General features: G+C 71.7%; 21 protein-coding genes. 14 read left to right on the top strand and 7 right to left on the bottom strand.

The window, feature by feature from the left end; genetic code table 11:
- Positions 1-10: 10 nt before the first annotated feature.
- Positions 11-973, bottom strand: coding sequence for a cyclase family protein (locus ACZ3I4_RS25065; protein WP_465384442.1), 963 nt, complete (start codon positions 971-973; stop codon positions 11-13).
- Positions 974-1,090: 117 nt separating this feature from the next.
- On the opposite strand from ACZ3I4_RS25065, the gene ACZ3I4_RS25060 reads away from it, so the two are divergent.
- The 3 genes from ACZ3I4_RS25060 (at position 1,091) to ACZ3I4_RS25050 (ending at position 6,344) form a co-directional block, all read left to right on the top strand.
- Entirely contained in the window at positions 1,091-2,029 is a 939-nt protein-coding gene (locus ACZ3I4_RS25060) for a LysR family transcriptional regulator (RefSeq protein ID WP_465384441.1), read from the top strand.
- Positions 2,030-2,058: 29 nt separating this feature from the next.
- Positions 2,059-2,559 carry a MarR family winged helix-turn-helix transcriptional regulator gene (locus tag ACZ3I4_RS25055; RefSeq protein ID WP_465384440.1) on the top strand — a complete coding sequence of 167 codons (501 nt, stop codon included), beginning with the start codon at positions 2,059-2,061 and terminating at the stop codon, positions 2,557-2,559.
- A gap of 68 nt (positions 2,560-2,627) precedes the next feature.
- Positions 2,628-6,344 carry a SpoIIE family protein phosphatase gene (locus ACZ3I4_RS25050; RefSeq protein WP_465384439.1) on the top strand — a complete coding sequence of 1,239 codons (3,717 nt, stop codon included), beginning with the start codon at positions 2,628-2,630 and terminating at the stop codon, positions 6,342-6,344.
- Here ACZ3I4_RS25050 and ACZ3I4_RS25045 read toward each other — a convergent pair.
- A complete protein-coding gene (locus ACZ3I4_RS25045; RefSeq protein ID WP_465384438.1) occupies positions 6,341-7,537 on the bottom strand; it encodes an FAD-dependent monooxygenase in 1,197 nt (398 codons plus the stop codon). The two genes, ACZ3I4_RS25050 and ACZ3I4_RS25045, sit on opposite strands and share 4 nt — an antisense overlap.
- 129 nt (positions 7,538-7,666) lie before the next feature.
- On the opposite strand from ACZ3I4_RS25045, the gene ACZ3I4_RS25040 reads away from it, so the two are divergent.
- The 5 genes from ACZ3I4_RS25040 to ACZ3I4_RS25020 all read left to right on the top strand — a co-directional run bounded on the left by ACZ3I4_RS25040 (position 7,667) and on the right by ACZ3I4_RS25020 (position 11,469).
- Positions 7,667-8,146: a MarR family winged helix-turn-helix transcriptional regulator gene (locus ACZ3I4_RS25040; protein WP_465384437.1), complete on the top strand. Its 480-nt coding sequence runs from the start codon at positions 7,667-7,669 to the stop codon at positions 8,144-8,146.
- Between the two features lie 69 nt (positions 8,147-8,215).
- A complete protein-coding gene (locus ACZ3I4_RS25035) occupies positions 8,216-8,533 on the top strand; it encodes an ArsR/SmtB family transcription factor (RefSeq protein WP_465384436.1) in 318 nt (105 codons plus the stop codon).
- A 2-nt stretch (positions 8,534-8,535) separates the two neighbouring features.
- Positions 8,536-8,925: a VOC family protein gene (locus tag ACZ3I4_RS25030; protein ID WP_465384435.1), complete on the top strand. Its 390-nt coding sequence runs from the start codon at positions 8,536-8,538 to the stop codon at positions 8,923-8,925.
- Between the two features lie 125 nt (positions 8,926-9,050).
- Complete coding sequence (gene rfbB, locus ACZ3I4_RS25025) at positions 9,051-10,034, top strand: dTDP-glucose 4,6-dehydratase (protein WP_465384737.1); 984 nt, start codon at positions 9,051-9,053, stop codon at positions 10,032-10,034.
- A gap of 247 nt (positions 10,035-10,281) precedes the next feature.
- Complete coding sequence (locus ACZ3I4_RS25020; RefSeq protein WP_465384434.1) at positions 10,282-11,469, top strand: aminotransferase class V-fold PLP-dependent enzyme; 1,188 nt, start codon at positions 10,282-10,284, stop codon at positions 11,467-11,469.
- Here the strand turns inward: ACZ3I4_RS25020 and ACZ3I4_RS25015 are convergent, their stop codons facing one another.
- Positions 11,470-12,414 carry a hypothetical protein gene (locus ACZ3I4_RS25015; protein WP_465384433.1) on the bottom strand — a complete coding sequence of 315 codons (945 nt, stop codon included), beginning with the start codon at positions 12,412-12,414 and terminating at the stop codon, positions 11,470-11,472. It abuts the gene before it with no gap.
- Between the two features lie 167 nt (positions 12,415-12,581).
- On the opposite strand from ACZ3I4_RS25015, the gene ACZ3I4_RS25010 reads away from it, so the two are divergent.
- Positions 12,582-13,469, top strand: coding sequence for a homocysteine S-methyltransferase family protein (locus tag ACZ3I4_RS25010; protein WP_465384432.1), 888 nt, complete (start codon positions 12,582-12,584; stop codon positions 13,467-13,469).
- Between the two features lie 6 nt (positions 13,470-13,475).
- On the opposite strand, the gene add is transcribed toward ACZ3I4_RS25010, so the two are convergent.
- Positions 13,476-14,549 carry an adenosine deaminase gene (add, locus tag ACZ3I4_RS25005; protein ID WP_465384431.1) on the bottom strand — a complete coding sequence of 358 codons (1,074 nt, stop codon included), beginning with the start codon at positions 14,547-14,549 and terminating at the stop codon, positions 13,476-13,478.
- Positions 14,550-14,804: 255 nt separating this feature from the next.
- Between add and ACZ3I4_RS25000 the strand changes: the two genes are divergently transcribed.
- Positions 14,805-15,518, top strand: a complete 714-nt coding sequence (locus ACZ3I4_RS25000) for a winged helix-turn-helix transcriptional regulator (RefSeq protein WP_465384430.1) — start codon at positions 14,805-14,807, stop codon at positions 15,516-15,518.
- Here ACZ3I4_RS25000 and ACZ3I4_RS24995 read toward each other — a convergent pair.
- Positions 15,443-16,159 (bottom strand): NADPH-dependent F420 reductase, encoded by a 717-nt coding sequence (locus ACZ3I4_RS24995; RefSeq protein WP_465384429.1) that lies wholly within the window; start codon positions 16,157-16,159, stop codon positions 15,443-15,445. The genes ACZ3I4_RS25000 and ACZ3I4_RS24995 overlap by 76 nt on opposite strands.
- Positions 16,160-16,364: 205 nt before the next feature.
- On the opposite strand from ACZ3I4_RS24995, the gene ACZ3I4_RS24990 reads away from it, so the two are divergent.
- From ACZ3I4_RS24990 to ACZ3I4_RS24975, 4 genes are all read left to right on the top strand, one after another.
- The gene (locus ACZ3I4_RS24990; RefSeq protein WP_465384428.1) at positions 16,365-18,182 is read left to right on the top strand and encodes an AfsR/SARP family transcriptional regulator; all 1,818 of its coding nucleotides are present in this window, start codon (positions 16,365-16,367) and stop codon (positions 18,180-18,182) included.
- A gap of 77 nt (positions 18,183-18,259) precedes the next feature.
- Complete coding sequence (locus ACZ3I4_RS24985; RefSeq protein WP_465384427.1) at positions 18,260-19,153, top strand: methyltransferase domain-containing protein; 894 nt, start codon at positions 18,260-18,262, stop codon at positions 19,151-19,153.
- Complete coding sequence (locus ACZ3I4_RS24980) at positions 19,150-19,788, top strand: YncE family protein (RefSeq protein WP_465384426.1); 639 nt, start codon at positions 19,150-19,152, stop codon at positions 19,786-19,788. The genes ACZ3I4_RS24985 and ACZ3I4_RS24980 overlap by 4 nt, the downstream gene beginning before the upstream one ends.
- Positions 19,789-19,833: 45 nt before the next feature.
- The gene (locus tag ACZ3I4_RS24975) at positions 19,834-21,153 is read left to right on the top strand and encodes an ABC1 kinase family protein (protein ID WP_465384736.1); all 1,320 of its coding nucleotides are present in this window, start codon (positions 19,834-19,836) and stop codon (positions 21,151-21,153) included.
- A gap of 65 nt (positions 21,154-21,218) precedes the next feature.
- Here ACZ3I4_RS24975 and ACZ3I4_RS24970 read toward each other — a convergent pair whose 3' ends face one another.
- Positions 21,219-22,493 carry an ABC transporter substrate-binding protein gene (locus ACZ3I4_RS24970; protein WP_465384425.1) on the bottom strand — a complete coding sequence of 425 codons (1,275 nt, stop codon included), beginning with the start codon at positions 22,491-22,493 and terminating at the stop codon, positions 21,219-21,221.
- Positions 22,490-22,672 (bottom strand): hypothetical protein (locus ACZ3I4_RS24965; protein WP_465384424.1); only part of this gene is annotated, 183 nt, incomplete at its 5' end. The genes ACZ3I4_RS24965 and ACZ3I4_RS24970, both read right to left, overlap by 4 nt.

The following is a 22,672-nucleotide window of genomic DNA, read 5'->3' as shown; positions in this document are numbered from 1 at the left end:
AGGGCCCCTTTCACTTCACGGCGATCGGATTGACCGGGGCGCCGACCGCCCCGGTCACGGGCAGCGGGGCGGCGGTGAGCCAGAAGTCGTACCGGCCGTCGGCGGCGCAGTCGGCGGCCAGGGCGTCGAGGTCCCACATCTCGCCGAGGAACAGGCCGATGTGCGGGATGCAGACCTGGTGCAGCGGCTGGAAGGCGACGTCGAACTCGTTCGGCCGGACCTCGAAGCCCCAGGTGTCGGTGGCGATGCCGGCGATCTCGGTGTCGTGCAGCCAGTCCGCGGTGGTGAACGACAGGCCGGGCGAGTCACCGCCGGCGTAGTCGCCCCAGCCCTCGCGCCGGGCCCGGGACAGCCGCCCGGTGCGCACGCAGACCAGGTCGCCGCGCCCGACCGGCGCGCCGTGAGCGGCGATCACCGCCTCCAGATCGGCCGTGGTGATCGCGTACCCGTCGGGCAGTTCGCCGTCCGTGCCGAGCACGCGGCCCGCGTCGAGCAGCACGCCGCGACCGGCGATCGGGGCGGCCGCGTGCTCGATGCCGGTGACCTGGTCGCCCTCGCTGGTCACCACGTCGCCGGCCCGGCGCCCGTTCCAGGCGGTGCCGTGGTCGAAGATGTGGCCCAGCCCGTCCCATTGGGTGGAGGCCTGCAGCGGCATAAACACGACGTCGTCGGCGCCGCCGAGCCCGTGCGGGAAGCCCTGCCCGCGCTCGGCGTCCAGACCGGTGTCGAGCATGGTGTGCACCGGGTTGGTGCGCCGCCGCCAGCCCTTCTGCGGTCCGTTGGCGTCGAACGACTGCGCCAGCGAGAAACTGACGCCGCGGCGCACGAGCGCGGCGCCCTCGCGGCGCTTGGCCTCATCGAGGAAGTTGAGCGTCCCCAGCACGTCGTCGTCGCCCCAGCGGCCCCAGTTCGAGCACCTCTTGGCGGCGGCGGCGACCGCGCCGGCCGGGTCGGCCCGGTCCAGTTCTGGCATGGCCCCTACGGTCCGGCAGAGATGACGGTCCGGGGAAGACGAGATTACTGATGTGGGTCATCAACGCCATGGATACGCGCCGCCCCCGCGTTCTCCGGCCTTCACTAGCCTGAGGTCGTGAGCTTCGCCGGCCTCGACCTCAACCTGCTCGTGGCGCTCGACGCCTTGTTGCAGCAGCGCAGTGTCACCCGGGCCGCGGCACAGATGGGACTGAGCCAGCCGGCCCTGTCGGCCTCGCTGGCCCGGCTGCGCCGGCACTTCGGCGATCAGCTGCTCACCCGGGTGGGCAACGAGTACCGGCTCACTCCCCTGGCCGTCCAGCTCAAGGATCGTGCGCGCATCGCCCTGTCCGGGGTCGAGCGGGTCTTCTCCGTGCAGCCCGACTTCGACCCGGCCTCGGCCACTCGCGAGTTCTCGCTGCTGGTGAGCGACTACATGGTGACGGTCCTGGGCGACACGGTGGCGCAGATCCTCGCCGGGGAGGCGCCGCGCAGCCGGCTGCGCTACCTCAGCAACACCCCCGAGCGGGTCGACCGGGCCGAGGAGGTGCTGACCAGCATCGACCTGCTGGTGATGCCCCACGGCTTCGTCAGCGACCTGTCGCACCGCGACCTCTACAGCGACGACTGGGTGTGCGTGGTGTCGGCGGACAACACCGCGGTCGGCGCGACGCTGACCATGGCGCAACTCGAGTCGCTGCCCTGGGTCGTCACCTATCACAGCCCGACCTCCTCCACCCCGGCCGGACGGCAGATGCGCATGCTCGGCATCGAACCGCAGATCCAGGTCGTGACCGAGAACTTCCTGACCGTGCCCAGCCTGGTCGCCGGGACGGACCGCGTCGGACTGCTGCAGCGCCGGCTGGTCGGCCTGCTGCCGCTCAACGCCGGCATCCGCGCCCTGCCACCCCCGTTCGACGCGGCGCCGCTGATCGAGGCGATGTGGTGGCACCCGATGTACGACGCCGATCCCGCCCACCAGTATCTGCGCGAGGTGATCGTGCGGGCGGCCCGCCGCCTGACCGACGACCTGGAGGGTCTCGACGCCACTCCTTGATCGTTCGAACCGCGACGTAAAGTTCAGCCATGACCAGCCCGACGTCCGTGACGTCCGCCGCGCGAGAAGGCAACGCGGATTCCGAGCTGCGCCCGTCGGCCGACTCCGACCTCACCTGGCTGCTGCACCGGGCCGCGCAGCACCTGCGCGGCGTGACCAGCGAGCAGGCCGAGAAGTTCGGGCTGCAGATGCGCGAATACATCATTCTCGGGGCCCTCATCACCACCGCCAACCTCACCCAGGCCGACCTGGGGAAAGCGCTCGGCCTGGACAAGACCACGCTGACGAGCCAACTGGACCGGCTCGAGCGCAACGGGCTCGTCGAGCGTCATCACCACCCCCGGGACCGCCGCATTCGCATCCCCGTCATCACCGCCGCCGGCACGGCCCTCTGCGCCCAGGTCGGTGAGGCCTGCGCCGCCGTCGAAGCGGAGGTCCTGGCCGGTTTCGCCGCCGAGCAGGTGCGGACGTTCCGCCACATGCTGGTGGCGGTCATCGGCGACGGCGAAGACCCGGGTTCGTGTCTCTGAGCCCGTTGAGCAGCCAGGATGCGGAACCTGCCGGAATGATCGCGGACTTCCGTGGGTAGCGTGGCCTCGTGACAGACGACCTCTTCGCCGGCGGTGGGGCCACGGGACGGTTGATGCGCGAGCTCGACTGGTCCGCCACCGACCTCGGCCCGGTGGAGAGCTGGTCGCAGAGCATGCGGGCCGCCGTACGGATCGTGTTGTCCTCCCGCTACCCGATGTTGCTGCTGTGGGGCCCCGACTACACCCAGCTCTACAACGACGCCTACTCCGCGTTGATCGGCGACCGGCACCCGGACGCGCTCGGCATCGACGTCCGGGTCACCCTGGCCGAGAGCTGGGACGTGCTCGAACCGCTGATCGTCGCGGCCCGCACCACCGGCGTGGCCAGCTGGGTGCCGGCGCTGCAGCTGGCGCTGAACCGGGCCGGCTACCGCGAGGAGGCGTACTTCAGCGTCTCGCACGCCCCGGCCCGCGACGACGACGGCGCCACCACGGGCATCCTCACCGTCTGCAGCGAGGTCACCGAGCAGGTGGTCGGCGAACGACGCCTCCGCCTGCTGCGCGACCTCGCGGTGCCGGCCGGTGGGCGGGCGGCCGACCTCGAGCAGGTCTGCGCGCAGCTCTGCGCGGTGATCGGCGAGCACCGGACCGACGTGCCGTTCGCGGCCATCTACCTGCGCGACGGCGCGGTTCTGCGGCGCGCCGCAACAGTCGGCGTGGACGGCACCGATGCGGTGCCGCCGCTCGTGGGCCCGTCCGGCGACAGCTGGCGCCTGCACGAGGCCGCCGCGGGCGAGGTTCTGGAGATCGCCGACGTCGCCGACCGGCTGGTCGTGACCGGCGGCGCGTGGGACGACCCGGTCCGCACCGCGGTCTCCCTCCCGCTGCCGTCGGCCGAGCGGTCCCAGCCGCTGGGGGTGCTGCTGGCCGGGGTCAGCCCCAGCCGTGGCCTGGACGAGACGTACCGCTCGTTCCTCCAGCTGCTCGCCCAGCAGGTCGCGGTGGCGGTCCGCAACGCGCAGGCCTACCAGGAGGAACGCGACCGCGCGGCGGCGCTGGCCGAGCTGGACCGGGTCAAGACCGACTTCTTCACCAACGTCAGCCACGAGTTCCGTACGCCGCTGACTCTGATGATGGGTCCGCTGGCCGACGCCCTCGCCGACGCGGCCGAACCGCTCGGTCCGGACCAGCGGGACCGGGTGGAACTCGCCCAGCGCAGCGCCCACCGGCTCCTCTCGCTGGTCAACAACCTGCTCGCCTTCTCCAGCCTGGAAGCCGGGCGGGCCGAGCACCGGCCGCGACCGGTCGACCTGGCCCGCTACACCACCGACCTGGCCGGCGTCTTCCGGGCGGCGATCGAGCGCGCCGGCCTGCGCCTGACGGTGGACTGCCCGCCGCTGCCCCGGACCGTGGCCATCGACCCGCTGAACTGGGACAAGATCGTCAGCAACCTGCTGTCGAACGCGCTCAAGTTCACCTTCGTCGGCGAGATCGCGGTGCGGCTGGAAGCCGAGGCCGGCACCGTACGGCTGAGGGTCTCGGACACCGGGATCGGGATCGCCGCCGACGACCTCCCCCAACTGTTCGACCGTTTCCACCGCGTACGCGATGTGCAGTCCCGCAGTCACGAGGGCAGCGGAATCGGCCTGGCGCTGGTCCGCGAGCTGGCCCGGCTGCAGGGCGGCGACGTGACGGTGGACAGCACCCCGGGGGCGGGCACCACGTTCACCGTCACCGTGCCGCTGGTCGAGGCGGCGGCGGCCGAACCGCTGCCCGAGATGGTCACCGCCCAGGCGGCCGCCCGGGAGGCCGTCGGCTGGCTCGACGAACCCGTGACCCCGGCCGGGCCGCCCCCGGCCGACACCGCCCGGATCCTCGTCGCCGACGACAACAGCGACATGCGCGCCTACCTCCAGCGGCTCCTCACCGGCGAGGGCTGGCAGGTGGAACTGGCGGCGGACGGGCAGGCGGCGCTGGAAGCGATCGACCGCAATCCGCCGGACCTGCTGCTGACCGACGTGATGATGCCCCGGGTGGACGGGTTCGCCCTGGTGCGGGCCCTGCGCGGCGACGAGGCGACCCGGGCGCTGCCGGTGATCATGTTGTCCGCCCGGGCCGGCGACGAGTCCGGCGTGGACGGCTTGGAGGCCGGCGCCGACGACTACGTGGTCAAGCCGTTCACCGCGGCCGAACTGGTCGCGCGAGTCGGCAACACCCTGCGGCTGGCCCGGGTGCGCGCCGCGCACACGCGGACGCCGGCCGCGCCGGTCGGCACGGCCGCGGTGATCGCCTCCGGCCGCGCCCTCGAGGAGGCCTTCCGGAGCGTCACCGAACAGGCGCGGGTCCTGCTCGACGGCATCGCGGCCGAGGTTGTCGTGTCCGGCGGCGACGGCCGGCCCGAGCTGCGGTTCACCGCGGGCCCGGACGGCACGTCGGCGCCCGAGCTGCGGTTCACTTCGGGCCCGGACGGCGCGTCGGCCGGCCCGGCCGGGAGCGTGCGGGCCGCGATCCGGGGCCGCGAGGGTGAGTCGATCGGCGCCCTCGTCGTGCTGGTCGACCCGGCGCGCCGGATCGGCGACCGGGAACAGGCCCTGCTCGCGCCGATGGCCGCCATGCTCGCCGCGCTGGCCCGGACCGGCTGGCAACCCGGCCACGACCGGCAGTTGGTGCTGACCCTGCAGCAGAGCACCCGGCCGGCGGATCTGCCCGTGCCGGCCGGCTGGGATTTGCAGGCGGCCTACCGGCCGGCCGCCGCGGAGCCCGGCGGTGACTGGTACGACGTCGTCGAGCTGCCCGGCGGCGACACGGTGATCAGCCTCGGTGACGTGGCCGGGCACGGGCTGGGCGCGGCGGTCACCACCGGTCAGTTGCTCAGCGCGGTCCGCGCGTACGCGGCCGAGGACTCCTCCCCCGCGACGATCATGGCGCGGGTGGCCGAGCTGGCCGGCCGGGCCGGGACGCCGCGGCCGGCCACCCTGTTCGTGCTGCGGCTGAACCCGGGAACGGGCGACTTCGCGTGGTGCAGCGCCGGCCATCCCGTCCCGGTGTGTTCCGCCTCGTCAAGCGGCACCGGCCCGCTGCCGGGAACCGTCGGGCCGCCGCTGGGCCGGGGCCGGGCGGCGTACCGGCAGAACGAGGGTTCCCTGCCGCCCGGCGGTCAGATGCTGCTCTACACCGACGGTCTGGTCGAGGGCCCGCCGGGCTCGACGGACCTGGGGCTGGACCGGGTGCGGCAGCGCCTTCACGAGGCGTACGCGGCCGGCACGTCGGCCACCGCGGTCCTCGACTCGGTGCTGGCCGGGGTGCCGCAACCCCAGCCCGACGACATCGCGGCGGTCGTGCTGCGCCGGCGCCGGGCGCCCCGGACTCCGGCGGAAGCCGACGTGCCCGACCTGGACGTCACCTGGGTCTACCCGCTGACGGCGTCGGCCGCGGGCGCGATGCGCAGCGATCTGCGGGCCACGCTGAGCGACTACAAGATCGACACGGATCTGCTGTACGACCTGCAGGTCGCCGCGACCGAGGCGGTCAACAACGCGGTCGAGCACGCCCAGCAACCGACCCGGCCCGAGGTCGAGGTGCAGATGCGGATCCACGACGGCACCGTACGGGTCGTCGTCCGTGACTTCGGCGGGTGGCGGGCCCGGCCGGCGTCGCGCGACCGGGGGCGCGGCGCCACGCTGATGAGCGCGTACGGCGACGTCCGGGTCGTCCCGGCGGACACCGGCACCACGGTCACCATCGAGCGTCGCTGGCAGCCCGATCGCCTGGTCGACAGCCCCTAGGACGCCATGGCGGGCAGGGACTGCCCGGTCCGCGCGACGTGGCCGATCCGGGCGGTCAGGGAGCGCAACGCCCGGGTGCTGCCGATGCGGGCGGCCAGGCGCAGGGCCGCGGCACCGGCGGCGGATCGGGGATAGAAGAGCCCGGGCGTGCCGGGCGGCAGCTTCTGGGCGTCGTCGATCAGCGGTCGCATCCATTGCTCGTACCGCCGCAGCGCCGCCCCCAGGTCGGCGCCGGCCGCCTGGCTCAGATAGGCGGCCAGCACGTAGCCGCCGACCATGGCCAGGGAGGTCCCGCCGCCACCCAGCGGAGTCACGCACCAGGCGGCGTCCCCGGTGACGCAGACCCGGCCGCGCGACCAGGCGGGCATCTTGATCTGCGTGAGGTAGTCGATGTAGACGTCGCCGGAGCCGGCGAAGCCGTCCAGGACCCGCCGGGCCTGCCAGCCCGCGTCGTGGAAGGCGTCACGCAGCTCGGCCCGGGCCCGGTCGAGCGGGACATCGGCGAGGTTGCGGCCCCGGCTGGTGAAGGCCAGCGTCGCCCGGGTGGTGCCCTTGTCGTCGGGCCGCAACGTGATCTGCCGGCCGCCCGGGGCCGAGAACCACCGCCACCACCGGTCGTCGTCGGCCACCCGCGGGATGGTTCCGTACACCATGTTGACGCCGAGCTCGCGTCGCGTCACGGCGGACGGGAACAACAGGTCACGCGTCGCCGAGCGGACCCCCTCGGCCACCACCAGCAGGTCGTACGACCCGGTGGCGCCGGAGCGGAACGTCACCTCCACGTGGGTGCCGCGATCGTCCACCCGGTCGATCCGGTCGCCGTAGCGCACCGCGACGCCGGCCGGCCGGGCCTCCAGGATGATCTCGGCCAGGTCGCCCCGCAGGATCTCGAGCTCGGCGGTCGGGCCGTCGGGGTCCTCGACCGGAAATCGGGCCACGGCCCGCCCGCCGGCGTCGACCACCGAGGTGCCTTCCTCGGTGGTGCTCCGGCGGCGTACGGCCTCCTCGAGGTTCATCGCGGCGAGAACATCGCGGGCGGCGCCCCGGATGTCGACGTTCTGCCCTCCGCCCCGGAAGGCGTCGAACCTCTCGACGACCTCGACGCCCCATCCGGCCTTCGCCAGCCAGTACGCCGTGGTGAGACCGGCAATGCTCGCACCGGAGATCAAGGCTCGTGGTGCATCCGTGGTCATTCGTGCTCCCTCGTGGTCGGCCGGCTTGCCGCCAATAGTTTTACCGCGTGAAGGTTCCACCGTCAAACTATTTGGTGGTGGTACCGTTTTCCGGCCGGTGGCGTCACGAAACATGCGGGAGAACAGGCGTTGACTGAGACCGACGAAGCACGCGATCGGCTGCTCGCCGCGCTACGAGGGCACGGAACGGCATTCGCCGAGCTCTCCCGGCACTTCGGCCTCCGTACGGGCCTGCACACCACCGACGCCCAGGCGCTGGTGGAGATCCTGTCGGCCGAGGACCGCGGGACGCCCCTGACCCAGGCCGGCCTGAGCCAGCGCGTCGGCCTCACCCCGGGCGCGACCTCGTCGCTGCTGAACCGCCTCGAGAAGGCCGGGCATGTCACTCGCACCCGCGACAGCACGGACCGGCGCATCGTCACCCTGCGCGTGACCGAGGGCGTCGACGACATGCTCAACCAGTTCTTCGCCCCGCTGACCGCCCGCATCGACGCGATGCTGGCCGGCCACTCCCCCGAGGCGCTGAGCGCGGCCGGAAACCTCATCACCGACTACGTGGCGACCTTGAACCGGTACATCGACGAGATCGCCCGGCCCGCATCCACCTAGGACCACCATCGAGGGGACCGGCGGCGGTGTGATTTGACAGGCAAGCGCCAACTTGCATAACGTACTGTTGTGGATGACGTCTTCAAGGCCTTGGCCGACCCGACGCGCCGCACGATCCTCGACGAGCTGAACGACCGTGACGGGCAGACACTCTTCGAGATCTGCTCGCGCCTGGCCACCAAGCACGAGCTCGCCTCGACTCGGCAGGCGATCTCGCAGCACCTCGACGTTCTCGAAGCCACAGGTCTGGTCGAAACCAGACGCGAGGGCCGATACAAGTTCCACCACATCAACACCACACCGCTCGAATCGATCGAGCGGTGGCTCAAGAAGGCTGGAAAGCATGCCGGCAGCCGTCCGGGCGCCGGTGCGAGCGGGAGTGAGTGAACATGAGAATCGAGCTGGCCAGCGTGTTGGTTGACGACCAGGACAGGGCCCTGAAGTTCTACACGGAGATCCTTGGTTTCAAGGAGAAGCACAACATCCCTCTCGGCGAGCACAAGTGGCTCACCGTGGTCTCCCCCGACCACCCGGACGGCGTCGAGCTGGTGCTCGAGCCGGACGCGCACCCGGCCGCCCAGTCCTACAAGAAGGCACTGGTGGCCGACGGCATCCCCTACACGTCCTTCTCCGTCGACGACGTCAAGGCCGAGCACGAGCGGCTGACCAAGCTCGGTGTCCACTTCGTCCAGGAGCCCACCGACATGGGCCCGGTCACGACGGCGGTTCTCGACGACACCTGCGGCAATCTGATCCAGATCATGCAGCAGGCCGGCTGACGCCCGAAATTCCGGCGGGGCCGGAGGCGCGATCCTCCGGCCCTTCCACGCCGAAAGAGCAAGCAACGAAGTATCCGCACCGCGCCGGGTGCCTACGCTGAACTCGTGCGGAAACGGCCGTGGCGATGCGCATCCTGGTGACCGGTGGAGCGGGCTTCATCGGCTCCCACTACGTGCGTACGCTGCTGGCGTCCGGCGCGGACGTGCGGGTCACCGTGCTGGACCGGCTCACCTACGCCGGCAATCCGGCCAACCTTCTCCCCGTACGGGATCATCCGCGCCTGACCTTCGTACGCGGTGACGTCTGCGACGGCCCGCTCGTCGACGACCTGGTGCGCGACCACGATCAGATCGTCCACTTCGCCGCCGAGTCGCATGTGGACCGCTCGATCACCGGGGGCGCCGACTTCGTGCGCACGAACACGCTCGGCACCCACACCCTGCTCGAGGCCGCCGTTCGCCACGACCACGGCTCGTTGCTGTTCCTGCACGTCTCCACCGACGAGGTGTACGGCTCCATCACCCACGGATCGTGGCCGGAGACGCACCCGCTGGACCCGAGTTCGCCGTACTCCGCGTCGAAGGCGGCCGCCGACCTGCTCGCGCTGGCCTCGCATCGCACGTACGGGCTGGACGTCCGCGTGACCCGCAGCGCCAACAACTACGGGCCGTACCAGCATCCCGAGAAGTTCATTCCGCGGTTCATCACCAGCTTCTTGCAGGGACTGCCCGCCCCGCTGTACGGCGACGGCCGCCAGGTGCGGGAGTGGCTGCATGTGGACGATCACGTGCGCGCCCTCGAACTGGTCCGCACCAAGGGGCAGCCGGGTCAGATCTACAACGTCGGCGGTGTCCGCGAACTGCCGAACCTGGCCCTGGCCGAGCTGCTGCGGCGGGAGTGCGGCGCGAGCCGGGATCTGATCCGCTTCGTGACCGACCGCAAGGGACACGACCGCCGATATTCGGTGCAGACCAGGAAGATCCGCTCCGAGCTCGGCTTCGTGCCGGAGCGTGATTTCGAGGCCGGGCTGCACGACACCGTGGCCTGGTATCGGGACAACCGATCGTGGTGGGCGGCGGCCGATCGCGTCGGTGCACACCCCTCGTAACCGGTCGTTCCGGGACAGCGGACGGGCCCAACCGACGAGTAATTTATGTACCTCGGTAGGAGCAACGGGGTGCTATGATGCGTTCTTCACAACAAGTCCGAATTTATCGTTATCGGCAGCAGTTGAGTCTGATATGTCGACGGGGCACTGACGACGTTCGGCATGCCACGGCCGACCGATACGGAGATCGAGATGCCGTTGCCCGCGCGGGTGCCAGGTCACCCGGGGTTGCCGTCCAGCTGATCCCATGAAACCTGACCTCGTTCCGGTGTCGCTGGAGCAGATGCTCTCGCTGCCGATCGCCGAACAGTTCCCCGGCTTACGGCCTTCCGTCGCGCAACTGGACGGCCCGGGCGGCACCCTGGTGCATCGTGGAGTCTCGACAGCGATGCGCCATTACCTGGCCGACGCCGACTTCAGCGACGCCGGTCCGGGCACGCTGAACGGCCGGCGCAACCGCATGATCGTCGAATGGGCCGGCGACCGGATCCGCCGGCTCATCGGCGCGACCGGGGGGACGGTCAACTTCGGCAGCAACATGACGACGCTGACTGTGCTGTTCGTACGGTCGCTGGCCGCCCAGATCCGTCCGGGCGACGAGATCATCTGCACTCCGCTCGATCACAACTCCAACGTCGCGCCCTGGATGGCGCTGGCCGGCCAGACCCGGGCCACGGTCCGGATGGCCGCCCTCTCCCCCGCCGGTGAGCTGGAAGCGGCCTCGGTCGCTTCGATGATCACCCCCCGCACCCGGTGGATCGCGGTCACCGCCGCGTCCAACGCCCTGGGCAGCGCGCCGGACATCGCCGCGATCTGCACGGCCGCGCGTACGGCCGGGGTGCGCACCTTCGTCGACGGGGTCCAGGCGGTCGCCCACCGCGACGTCGAGGTCGATCTCTGGCAGTGCGACGCCTTCGTCACCTCGTCCGACAAGTGGTACGGCCCGCACGGCGGCGTGCTGTGGACCGGCGACCAACTGCCGCGGACGAGCCTGCCCGAGCTGCCGTCCTCGACCTCGGCCGGGCTGCAGCTGGGCACCGTCAACATTGAGGCGGTGCTCGGCGCCGGGGTGGCCGCCGAAGTCCTGCTGGGCTGGGATCGGCAAGCGGTGTTCGGACACGGCCGGCGGTTGCGCCGGCTGCTGACCGACGAACTCCGGATGGTCGACGGAGTCCGGGTTCTCGGCCCGCCGCCCGACACCCCCAGCATCCCGGTCGTGACTTTTCAGGTGCCGGGGCGGCCGGCCGAGGAAGTGGCGCACGCGCTCGGAGAGGCCGGCGTGCACGTCCGGCACGGCGCCTTCTCGGCCGAGATGGCGTTGCGAGCCGTCGCCCCGCACGACCCGCGGGCGGTTCGCGCGGGGATCGTCCGCTACACCACCCGGGACGAGATCCGGATGCTGGTCCAGGTGCTCGAACGGTTCGTCCGCTCCTGATCAGTTGTAGAACATGACCGGGAACCAGCCGTATCCGAACATGGCGGGCACGCGCACATCCCAGTACACGATGCTGAACACGGCCAGGACGACCAGCAGGCTGCCGGTGACCAGCGCCGCCCGGCGCGGATTCGAGGCCAGCAGCCGGACGAGGCCGCCGCGGGTGGCCAGGTTGACGAGCACGAAGATCGCGGACACGAGCAGGATGTTGCCGATCGACTGCAGGACGAACGCGGCCGCGCCGTACAGCGGGTTGCCGTTGTCGGCCGCCCAGTGGAACAGCTTGTTGAACAACGGGTAGGGGCGGCCGATGAGGAAGCATCCGATGAGCACGCCGAGGACCAGCACCCGCGCCGAAGGCCGTCCGGCGAACGGGTCCGGGAGGACACCGAGCGCGCACAGCCCGAGTATCAGCAGCGCCAGCCCGATGACACCGAAGACCACCGAGGCCTGGAGCAACCGGACCGGCATGCCTCCGGCCGTCGCCGTGGACAACTGCGGAAGGCGGTCGCCGAGCAACACTCCGACGAAGCCGTAGGCCGCGGAGACCGCCACCATGCCGGCCGTCAGCAAGGCAACCGGCCGGAGGAACGTCCAGGCGCTCACGGAACGGCTCCCGGCCGCACCGGCCATCGGGCCGAGCGCGGCCACCATCGCGATGTTGCAGGCCGTGAAGGTGCCGGCCAGACCGGAGACGAGCGCGAAGAACAGGCCCGGCACCGCGCCACCGAGACCGCCGGCGCCGGGATCGTGGCCCAGCAGGCCGGCCGCGACATTCTGACCGATCACGGAGTCCACGAACTCGTAGGACCAGAGAACGGCCAGCAGGATGCCCGCGGCCGCGGAGAAGGCGACGACGCGGCCGCGGTGCGCGACAGCCGTGCCGGTCGCCGCGGCCGGCCGGTCCACCGAAGTCGCCGGCTGGGGAAGGATGGGAGCAGTCACTGGCAAGCCTCCACAGTGGATGAGAGCGACCCCCGTTCGTCTGGCAGCGTCGCATGCTGTCCGCGCCACGCTGTGTCTCAGCTTGCTCAGTTCCCGCCGGCCGGACCGCGTCCGCCCGCCGGCGTGTGACGATCGCGGTGCCGGTACGGGCGACGACGGGAGAGGCGTTGAGACGCGACACCACGGTGCTCGACGGCGGCGTCGCCACGGAGCTGCAGCGGGCCGGACGATCGGTGCGGGCGCCGTGGTGGTCGGCCGGTGTGCTGTTCGACGACGCGGGCCGGGCGCTGCTGCGGCAGGTGCACGAGGCCTATGCCGACGCCGGCGCCGACGTGCTGACCGCCGTCACGTTCCGATGCACCCGCCGGGCCGCTCGTGAGGCCGGCGCCGATCCGGCCACGGCCGCGGAGCTGATCGGGATCGCCCTGCGGGTCGCCCGGGAGGCTGCCGGGGACCGGGCGATCCAGGTCGCCGGGTCGCTCGCCCCGGTTGAGGACTGCTATCGGCCCGACCTGGTGCCCGGCGACGCCGTCCTGCGGCAGGAGCACGACTGGCAGGCCGAGCAGTTCCGCCGGGAGCGCGTCGAACTCGTGCTCGTCGAGACCATGAACACCGTCCGCGAGGCGTCGCTGGCCACGGCGGCGGTGACCGGGCGCGGGATGCGGGCCTGGACAAGCTTCGTCTGCCGGCCGGACGGCCGGCTGCTGTCCGGGGAGGACACCGGCGAGGCGGCCGTGGCCGCCCAGGCCGCCGGGGCGGAAGTCGTGCTGGTCAACTGCACCCCTCCGGAGGCCACCAGCCGGGCGCTGGCCGGCGTGCGCCGCCGGTATTCGGGAGCGATGGGCGCCTACCCGAATCTGGAGGACCGCAGTGGCCTGGCCGAGGCCGAGGCGGTCGACCGGCATGTGCCCGTGGGCGTCGGCACGGACCGGTTCGCCCGGCATCTGCAGGACTGCCGCGACACGTGGGATCTGTCCGTGGCCGGCGGCTGCTGCGGCTCCACGCCGGATCACATTCTCGCGCTGCGTCGCGCGCTGAACGACAACAAGCGCTGAGCCGAATCACATTCTCGCGCTGGACGACATGCGCTGAGCCGGACGCACGCCGAGCGCGTCGAGGTCGGCGATCACCTCGGCCCGCAAACCGGCGCGTTCCGGCGCGGGCAGCAGCGTGGCGTCGATCGCGTCGAGCGTCATGGCGGCCAGCTCCCCGGCAGTGAATCCGTGCCACTGCGCGGCAAAGCGGTATTCGGCGGCCACGTCGGTCTGGAACATGGCCGGGTCGTCGGAGTTCAGGCACACCAGCAAACCGGCGTCCCACATCCGGCGCAGCGGGTGCTCGTCGGCCCGGGCCACCACGCCGGTACGCAGGTTGCTCGTCGGGCACAACTCGAGAAGGACGCCGCGGTCGCGCAGCGCGTCCAGCAACAGCGGGTCCTCGGACGCGCGGACACCGTGCCCGATCCGCGGCGGTTCGAAAGTCAGCGCGTCCCAGATGCCTTCCTGGCCCACCGCCTCGCCGGCGTGGGGCACGAACGGCACACCATGCGAGCGGGCGTGACCGATCGCCTCGGCGAACAGCGAGCTGGGACGGCCCGGCTCGAATCCGCCCAGCCCGAGCGCGACCACCCCGCGGTCCCGGCCCGCGACGGCCCACTCGGCGGTGCGCAGGCATTCCGCCGGCGACTCCCCACGGACGTGGTCCACGATGAACCGCATCCGCACGCCGTTCTCCCGCCGGATCAGGGTGGCCGCCGCGCCGACCGCGTCCAGTTGTTCGTCGAACGGGATGCCGCGGGCCCGCTCGTGCATCCCGGGGGTGAAGGTGACCTCGAGATAGCGCACCTGCTGCGCGTGCGCGGCCCGGCCCAGGTCGACCGTGATCGCGGCCAGATCCTCCGGCTCCCGCAGCGCCGCGGTGGACTGCTCGAAGACCTCGGTGAAATGGTGGAAGTCGCGGTATTCGAACCAGCGGGCGAGCGCCTGCTCGTCGGCCGCCCCGAGGTCCAGGCCGTGCCGCCGGGCGATCCGCAGCAAGGTGGCGGGCCGCACCGAGCCCTCCAGATGCACGTGGAGTTCGACCTTGGGCAGGGCGTCGATCAGGGCGTCCTCGTGGACGGGAGCAGTCAGCCGCACCGGCCGAGCCTATGGCCACCGGGCGCGCCGGCCGGGTGGAGCGGGCGACAACCGCAATCTGGAAGACGAAGGCGCCCGGCGGGCCGGTCTAGAGTGATCGAGACATCGACGCTTGGTAGATGATTTTTCATCCGACGAGCACACCGGACGGCCCCGTCGAGCGCTCTCACGGCCGCCTGTTGCACCCTGTCGGCTGCCCACGCCTGCCCGAGGTACTATCTGTTACTAAACAGATGGGCTCATCGAGGAGCGGCCGTGAAGGGACAACGAGATCGGCGGACCTACGACCAGCAGTGCGGGCTCGCGTTCGCGCTGGACGTGGTCGGCGAGCGCTGGACTCTGCTGATCATCCGTGAGCTGCTGGTGCGGCCGCGACGCTACCGCGATCTGCTCGAGGCGCTGCCCGGCATCGGCAGCAACCTGCTCGCCGATCGCCTGGTGTTCCTCACCGAGATGGGGATCATCCGGCCGCTCGACCCCGAGCGGCGCACCGCCGGCTACGCCCTGACCGAGCTCGGTGAACGGCTGCGGGACACGGTGCTCGTGCTGGCCCGTTTCGGCCTGACCATGCTGACCGAGCGCCCCGGCACCATGCACGGCGTGATCACCCGCCCGACCTGGGCCGCGCTGGCCATCGAGGCGCTGGTCGACTCGTCCCGGGCCACCGCCGACGAGTCCTACGAGTTCGACATCGAGGGCGAGATCTTCCACGTCACGGTGACCGGCGGCGTGGCGCGCACCGCGCCGGGGCCCGATCCGGACGCCACCCTGCACATCTCCACCGACGCCACGACCTTCTTCGACCTGGGCAGCGGCAAGGTCCAGCCGGTGGAGGCACTGGTCAGTGGGGCGGTCAGCGTCACCGGGCCGCCGGCCGCGCTGCCCCGTTGCCTCTATCTGATCGGGCTCGGCGAGAATCCTTCGCGCGAGCGGTCCATGCCACTTCCGGCGGCCGCCCGCGCGAGCTGAAAGCCGACCCGGCCGGCCAGTCCGTGCCGGGTGCTGATCGAACTGAGCAGCCCCGCCAGTGACTCGAGCGCGCCCGCCTGAGCCATCCCGCCGGCGTCGGCCGGCTCGAAACCGAGCAGCTGGGCCAGCTCGGTGGCGACGTGCTTCGCGCCGGGGTCGTCGCCGGCCACCGGGATGGTCACCGGCCGCGCCCCGAGTGTCGGTTCGGCCAGCATCGCGGCCGGCACCGTGTTGAAGGCCTTGGCCGTTCGCCAGTCGCTCAGCAGGCCGGCCAGCACCGCTCCCCCGGATCGGCCCGGGGGCACCTGGGCGGCGTCGTCGAAGCAGGGGTTCGTCGCGTCGATCAGCGGCCGGTCGCGGCCGGGCCCGAGCCGCCCGGCCCGGGCCATCTCGACGGCCGCCGAGAACGGCAGGGCCAGCAGAAGGACGTCGGCGCCGGCCACGACGTCGCGGATCGTGGCCTGCCGGATCCGGCCGTCCGGGTCGTGTTCCGTGGCGCTGCCGGCGGGCGGGAGCTGCCGGCCACTGATCAGCACGCGCAGGCCGGCCGCGGCGAAACATCGTGCCAACATGGTGCCCATTCTTCCCCGCCCGGCGATGCCGACCGTGTGGATCTCCGCCGCCCCGGCAACCCTGGACATCACTATGCCTCTCCCCTGCCACGTCACCATCGATCCGTCACCATGGTGGGGTGACCTCCTTGACGGCATCTTGACGTGTCCGGCATACCAACGTCGCGCAACGCTACTCATTGACTACTTTAAGTATGTTAGTTCTTCCCCTAGCATAGGGCGCAATCGAGACGCGGCCGGAAGTCCTATGTAGAAGGCTGGGAAGGACGAGACCGTGCTTTACATTCAGGTTCTCGGCCCGGTGTGGGTCTCCGCGGAGGACGGAGACGTGGAGCTCGGCCCGCCGAAACAGCGGGCTGTCCTGGCGCTGCTGGGACTGCATGCCGATCGGCACGTTCGCCTGGCCGAGATCGTGGAGTCGGTGTGGCCCGCCAAGCCACCGGCCAAGGCCCATGCACTTATTCATACTTATATCGCCCGACTCCGTCATATTCTCGAGCCGGGCGTACCGCGTCGTAACCGGACCAATGTGATCGCATCGGTGCCAGGCGGATATCGGCTGATCGTGAATGACGATCAATTGGATCTGGCCAAGTTCCGCTCGCTCACCGCGCGCGCCGACGCCCTGCGCCGGGCCGGCGAGCTCGACCAGGCGTTCTCGGCGCTGGGCCGGGCCATCCGGCTCTGGCGCGACCCGGAGCTGACCGACCTCCAGGGCCTGGCGCATCCGGAAGACCTGGTGTCGCTACGACAGGAGTTCGTCAGCACCGCGCTGGACTGCCTGGCGCTGGGCCTGGAGACCAACCAGCCCCAGCACCTGGTTCCGCTGGCCGAGCGGCTGGCCCGGGCCGAGCCGCTGAACGAACGGATCCAGGCACGGGCCCTGCAGGTGCTGGCCCGGGGCGGGATGCGCGCCGACGCCATGGACCGGTTCTTCGGCGTCAGCTCCCGCCTGCGCACCGAGCTGGGCATCGACCCCGGGCCGGAGCTGTCCGCGGCGTACCGGGAGGTGCTCGAGGCCGAGGCGCCGAGTGGCGTGGCCACCGTGTCGCGGGCGCCCTGGCGCGGCCCCCGGCCCCGGGTGGAGCCTCTGCTCGGCCGCGAGGACGACCTCGACTTCGCCGCCGGGCTGATGCGCCGCTACCGCCTGGTCACCTTGACCGGGCCGGCCGGCGTCGGCAAGACCGCGCTGGCGCTGCACGTGGCCGCGGAGCTGCAGGCGTCCTTCGCCGACGGCGTCGCGGTGGCCGATCTCACCAACGTTCGCTGCCACGCCGAACTGCCCGGGACCGTGCTGCGCACCTTCACCGGCGCGGCCACCGAGCGCCCTCCGGCGGACACTCGCCGCGCCCTGCTGGACCGGCTGCAGGACAGCCAGACGTTGCTGGTGCTGGACAACGCCGAGCTGGTGACCGACGAGATCGCCGACCTGGCCGACGAACTGCTGCGCAACGCGCCCCGGCTGCACATCCTGGTCACCACGCGCGAGCTGCTGGGGCTGGCGAGCGAGGCGGTCTATCCCGTACGGCCACTGGCGGTGGGCTCCTCCGAGGCCGACGAACCGCAGTCGCCCGCAGTGGAACTGTTCGCCCGCCGGGCCGCCCAGGTCTGTCCCGGGTTCACGATGACCGCGTCCAACGAGAAGCTGGTCAGTGCCGTCTGCCAGGCGATGGACGGCCTGCCGCTGGCCATCGAGCTGGCCGCCGCCTGCTTGCGCACCGGCAACCTGGAAAGCCTGCTGGACGATCTGCACGATCCGCTGCACGCCATCCATCCGCTGAGGCGCGGAGGACCGTCGCATCACCGGTCGCTGCATGCTGCAGTGAGCCGCAATCTGGATCTGCTCGACCCGGCCGAACAGCGCTGTTTCGCCGCCCTGGGCGCCGTGCCGCGGGAGTTCTGCCTGGCCACCGCAGCCCGGGTCGGAGGCTTGTTCGGCCGGTCCTCGTCCGACATCCGGCTGTTGCTGGAGCGCCTGGTCGACAAGTCACTGCTGGAGGTCTGGCATCGCCAGGACGGCCCGCAGTACCGGATGCTCGGCACCGTGCACGCCTTCGCCCGCGAGCTCCTGTACGACCACCGGTCCCTGTGACCGCAGGCCGGGGTCTTTCCATCCGCTATATGTTTTATTAGTGTGAGGTTGCCGCCCGCCCGCGTAGGGGGACCATCGTGGATCAACGCCATCTGCTCATGCATCAGGCCATGCTCGGGGATCGGCCACGGCTCGAGGCCTACGACAAAGCGCTGGCCGCGACCGTTCAGCCGGGAGCGGTGGTGGCCGACGTCGGCGCCGGCACGCTGGCCCTGACCGCCCTGGCCCTGCGGCACGGTGCGGGCCACGTCTATGCGGTGGAGGCCGACCCCGAGATGGTTCCGGTCGCCGCCCGGCTGGTCGAGGACAACGGCTGGACCGGCCGGGTCACCGTGGTCGCGGGCGACGCCCGGCAGGTCAGACTGCCGGTCAAGGCCGACGTGGTCGTGTGTGAGCTGATCGGCAACCTGGGTCCCGAGGAAGACATGACCCGCATCCTGCAGACCTTCGCCCGGCGCAATCTGCGGCCCGGCGGCGCGGTGGTGCCGGAGCGCCTGGTCACCTGGCTGGCGCCGGTCCAGCTCGACGAGGAAGGCTGGGGGATCTGGCGCGCCGGCTTCCTCGACATGCGGCTGGACGCCGTACGGGAAATGGTCGAGCCGGCGGCCCAGTTGCACTTCTTCAGCCGCGAGCCGGTGGTTCTCGGCCCCCCGCAACCCCTTTCCGACAGCGCGGCCGGGCAGCACTTCGTCAAGAACGGGCGGACGGTGCGGCTGGCGGTGGAGCGCGCGGGCACACTGCACGCGATCGCGGGCTACTTCACCGCCACGCTGACCCCGGGCATCACCCTGACCAACATGCCCTCGTACCCGGGCTGCAACTGGGCGGTCTGGGTCTGGCCGCTGCGGCACACGCCGGTCACCGGCGGCGAGACGGTCGAGGCACGCGTGCTGCGGCCGGACGACGTGCACTTCCGGGACGTGACCCGCTGGCGCCTGGACTGCCGGCTCGGCCGTGGCGACACGACATGATCGTCTTCACCGCCGCGTCGGTGCGCGACATCTCGGTGGACGCCGGAACGGTCGCCGGCCTGACCTGGTCGGGCCAGCTTCTCTGGTACGCCGACCCGGCCCGCGCGTGCCTGGTTCCGGTCGACCCGTTCGCGCCGACCGCCCTTGAACCGGTCATCGCCTGCCCCGACCTGCGTTCCGGCCTCACCGTGCTCGGTGGCCACCTGCTCTGTGCCACCGGTCCGGACCACCGGTTGCGCATGTGCGACACCGGCTCGGGCGAGGTGGTCGGCGAGATGGCGAATCCGCGCACCGGCGAACCGATCACCGCGATGGAGAACAGCCCGGCCGGCCTCTGGCTGGGCTATCCGGACGAACTGCGCCTGTACGCCGGTTCCGGGCCGCACGTCATCGCCAGCGTTCCGGCTCCGCTGGGCGTGACCGGGATGACGGTCACCGACCGGTACGTCGCCTGGAGCGATCTGCTCGGCGAGAGCATCACCGTCTTCGACACCCGGTCCGGGCGCACCGTTCTGCAGATCCACGTCGACGGCCGGCCGACCAGCCTGACCTGGGACGGCCTACGCCTGTGGTATTTCGACGCGGCCAACGTCCGGCTCCGGGCGCTGGACGTCCCGGGACTGTCCTCGACTTGACCGCCGACCCGCGCCGACCGCAGAAAGGCATTGCCCATGGCTTCTGTGCTCCCCCACCGCTCGCCGGATGTCCTCGCCGGGCCGGCGCCCGGCCCCTCCGCACCGGCCCTGGCCGGCCGGGCCGTCACCGTGGCCACGGTGGCCGCCGCGTCCCTCGCGAGCGGACTGCTCCAGGCGGCCGGCGTCACGCTGCGGCACGGCCGCGAGCGGGGAAGGCAACGGTTCTCGCGGGAGATCACCCGCACGGTGGCCCGGCTCGGCCCGACCTTCGTCAAGTCGGCTCAGGTTCTCGGCACCCGGCGTGACGTGATACCGCCGCGACTGTGCGACGAGCTGTCGGCGTTGCAGGACAACGTGCCGGCGCTGAGCCCCCAGCAGAGCGAGGCGGCCCTGCGCGAGGTCTTCGGCGGCGAGCTGGACACCTTGTTCGCCACCGTGGACTACCGGCCGGTGGCCAGCGGCAGCGTGGCGTGCGTCTACGCGGCCACCCGGCACGACGGCAGCCCGGTCGCGATCAAACTGCGCCGGCCGCGGATCGGTTCGCGCATGGCCACCGACCTCGAGCTGCTGCGACGCGGCGCCCGGGTGGTGGCCCGGCTTCCGCTGTTCCACGGCGTACCGGTCAAGGAGGTCGTCGCGCACCTGTGCGATTCGGTGATCGGGCAGCTCGACTTCCTGCGGGAGGGCGCCGACCTGGAGAGGTTGCGGGCCGATCTGGGCGCGGTGGCCCGGGTGCGGGTGCCCCGGGTGCACGAGGATCTGAGCCGCGACGGGGCCATCGTGATGGATTTCGTGCCGTCGCTGTCGGTCGGCACCAGCGCGGCCTGCCCGCCCAACATGCGGCGCACGTTCGCGGCCACCACCATGGCGGTGGTCTACGAGATGCTGTTCATCAACGGCTTCGTGCACTGTGACCTGCACCCGGGCAACCTGTACTTCACCCGGGGCGGCCAGGTGATCGTGCTCGACGCGGGGTTCAGCGTGCAGCTGTCGGACCGGATGCGCCGGCTGTTCGCCGACTTCTTCCTCAACATGTCGGCGGGCCGGGGCGACAAGTGCGCGGCCATCGTGCTGCAGAGCGCGATCGGGCTGGCCGCCGACGCGGACGTGCCCGCCTTCAACGCGGGGGTGACCGACCTCGTGGCCCGCAGCCACCGCCTGTCGGCGAAGCAGTTCAGCTTGATCGCTTTCGCCGGTGAACTGTTCGACCTGCAACGCCGGCACGGTGTCGCGGCCTCACCCGAACTGGTCTTTCCGCTGCTGTCCCTGCTCGTGGTGGAGGGCACCGTACGCGAACTGGACCCCGAACTGGATTTCCAGGAGACGGCCAAGCCGGTGCTCAGGCGCGCCCTGTTCGGTCTCTGAGCACGGTGATCGAGCGGAAGGCCCCGGCACACCCGTGCCGGGGCCTTCGGAATCTCGGACAGGACTCAGGACCAGCGGGCCGTGCCTCCCGTACGGGCGTCGGCGACCACACCGGGCCACACCGCGGTGGCCAGCGGCACCTCGTGCGGGCCCGGGCGTTCGGTTCCCGGCAACTCGACCGGCCACTGCGACACCCGTTCGCGCAGCACCACATCGGCCGACGTTTCGCCGGCGGCCTCGCTCAGTTCGACGCCCTGGGCGCGGCCGCCGGCGATCAGCGCTTCGAGCAGAGGCGCCAGCCGGGGACCGCCGGGGACGAAGACGGCCAGCCGCAGCGCGGCCCCGTCCCCGGTGGTCCCCGTGGGGCCGGCCGGGGCCGCGGCAGTGGCTCCGCAAGCGAGTAGCGCCTCCGGCAGCCCGGACCGGTCGATCCGGCCGGCCGGCAGCACCTGCCCCCGGACCGGCTGCAGGCTGTACACGACCTCGGGGGTCGCGCCGGACCATGCGCCGGCCGGCGGGGGCATCGGATCCCAGCCGAGCACGCCGAACCAGGCGGCGGCCGGCCCGCCCGTCTCGGCCCCGGGTCGCAGCGAAAGCTCGATGCGGCCGGTCGGCCGCCGGCGGACCGGGTCGGTCTGCGGATCCCATCGGGGGTTCGGTTCCAGGGCGAAGTCGCCGCCCGGGGACAGCTGCCGCACGATCCGGTACGGGCCGGCCGACGGGCAGCAGCGGTAGAGCTCGGGGCTGTCCGGCACGTAGTAGTCGTACTCGCGGGGGGCAGCCGCCGAGTACCCGGTGGCGAGCAGGTCGAGCACCCCGTCGTGGGCCGCCGTCAGCCGGACGATCAGCGTCTTGTCGTCGGCCGCCCGCAGGCCGGGAACCGGTGTGTGCCGCTGGAACTGGGCGAGGGCCGGCGCGTGCGGTTCCCAATGGCCGAAGGCGTCGTCGTAGGCCGCGTAGTACTCCGCCATCCCTTCGATCATCGCGGCGAAGACCGGCCGGACCGGCCGGGCGTCCGGGTGCGCGGTGCGTTTGATCCCCCGGACGAAGTCGGCCGCGGTGATCTCGCGGGCGGCCTGGGCGTCCCACCGGACGCCCGGGCGCAAGCGGATCCGGATCGTGCGTCCCCGGTCGGCGATGTCGCCGTTGGCGGCCGTGGGCAGTTCCACGGCGGCGTCGGCGACCGGCCGGACGGCGCCGGGACCGGCCGGATAGGCGAACAGCTGACGGGTGAGCAGCCGGAGCACCTGGCCGGTGCGCAGGTCATCGGGCCGGTCGAGCCGGCCCGTGGGGGCGGGGCCGGTGAAGTGCAGGACGCGGGGCGGAGCTTCGATGGTCACGCGCCGGTCACCTCGCTTTCCGTCTCGGGGATCGGGCTGGCCGCGCTGAACCGCAGCCGCGAGGCCGGGTGGCCGGGGTCGCCTTCGCAGTCCACGACGACGATCTGGCCGGGGCGCAGTTCGTTGAACAGGATCTGCTCGGAGAGGGTGTCTTCGAGGTCGCGCTGGATCGTGCGGCG

The sequence above is a fragment of the Actinoplanes sp. NPDC021490 genome (assembly GCF_055562135.1).
The sequence above is the reverse complement of the archived record's forward strand: the minus strand, read 5'-3'. Positions and strand labels throughout refer to the sequence as shown.

Coding starts and splice junctions, on each gene's coding strand:
- ACZ3I4_RS25065 (WP_465384442.1), bottom strand. CDS start 973: ATGCCAGAACTGGACCGGGCCGACCCGGCCGGCGCGGTCGCCGCCGCC.
- ACZ3I4_RS25055 (WP_465384440.1), top strand. CDS start 2,059: ATGACCAGCCCGACGTCCGTGACGTCCGCCGCGCGAGAAGGCAACGCG.
- ACZ3I4_RS25045 (WP_465384438.1), bottom strand. CDS start 7,537: ATGACCACGGATGCACCACGAGCCTTGATCTCCGGTGCGAGCATTGCC.
- ACZ3I4_RS25030 (WP_465384435.1), top strand. CDS start 8,536: ATGAGAATCGAGCTGGCCAGCGTGTTGGTTGACGACCAGGACAGGGCC.
- rfbB (WP_465384737.1), top strand. CDS start 9,051: ATGCGCATCCTGGTGACCGGTGGAGCGGGCTTCATCGGCTCCCACTAC.
- ACZ3I4_RS25020 (WP_465384434.1), top strand. CDS start 10,282: ATGAAACCTGACCTCGTTCCGGTGTCGCTGGAGCAGATGCTCTCGCTG.
- ACZ3I4_RS24995 (WP_465384429.1), bottom strand. CDS start 16,159: ATGTCCAGGGTTGCCGGGGCGGCGGAGATCCACACGGTCGGCATCGCC.
- ACZ3I4_RS24980 (WP_465384426.1), top strand. CDS start 19,150: ATGATCGTCTTCACCGCCGCGTCGGTGCGCGACATCTCGGTGGACGCC.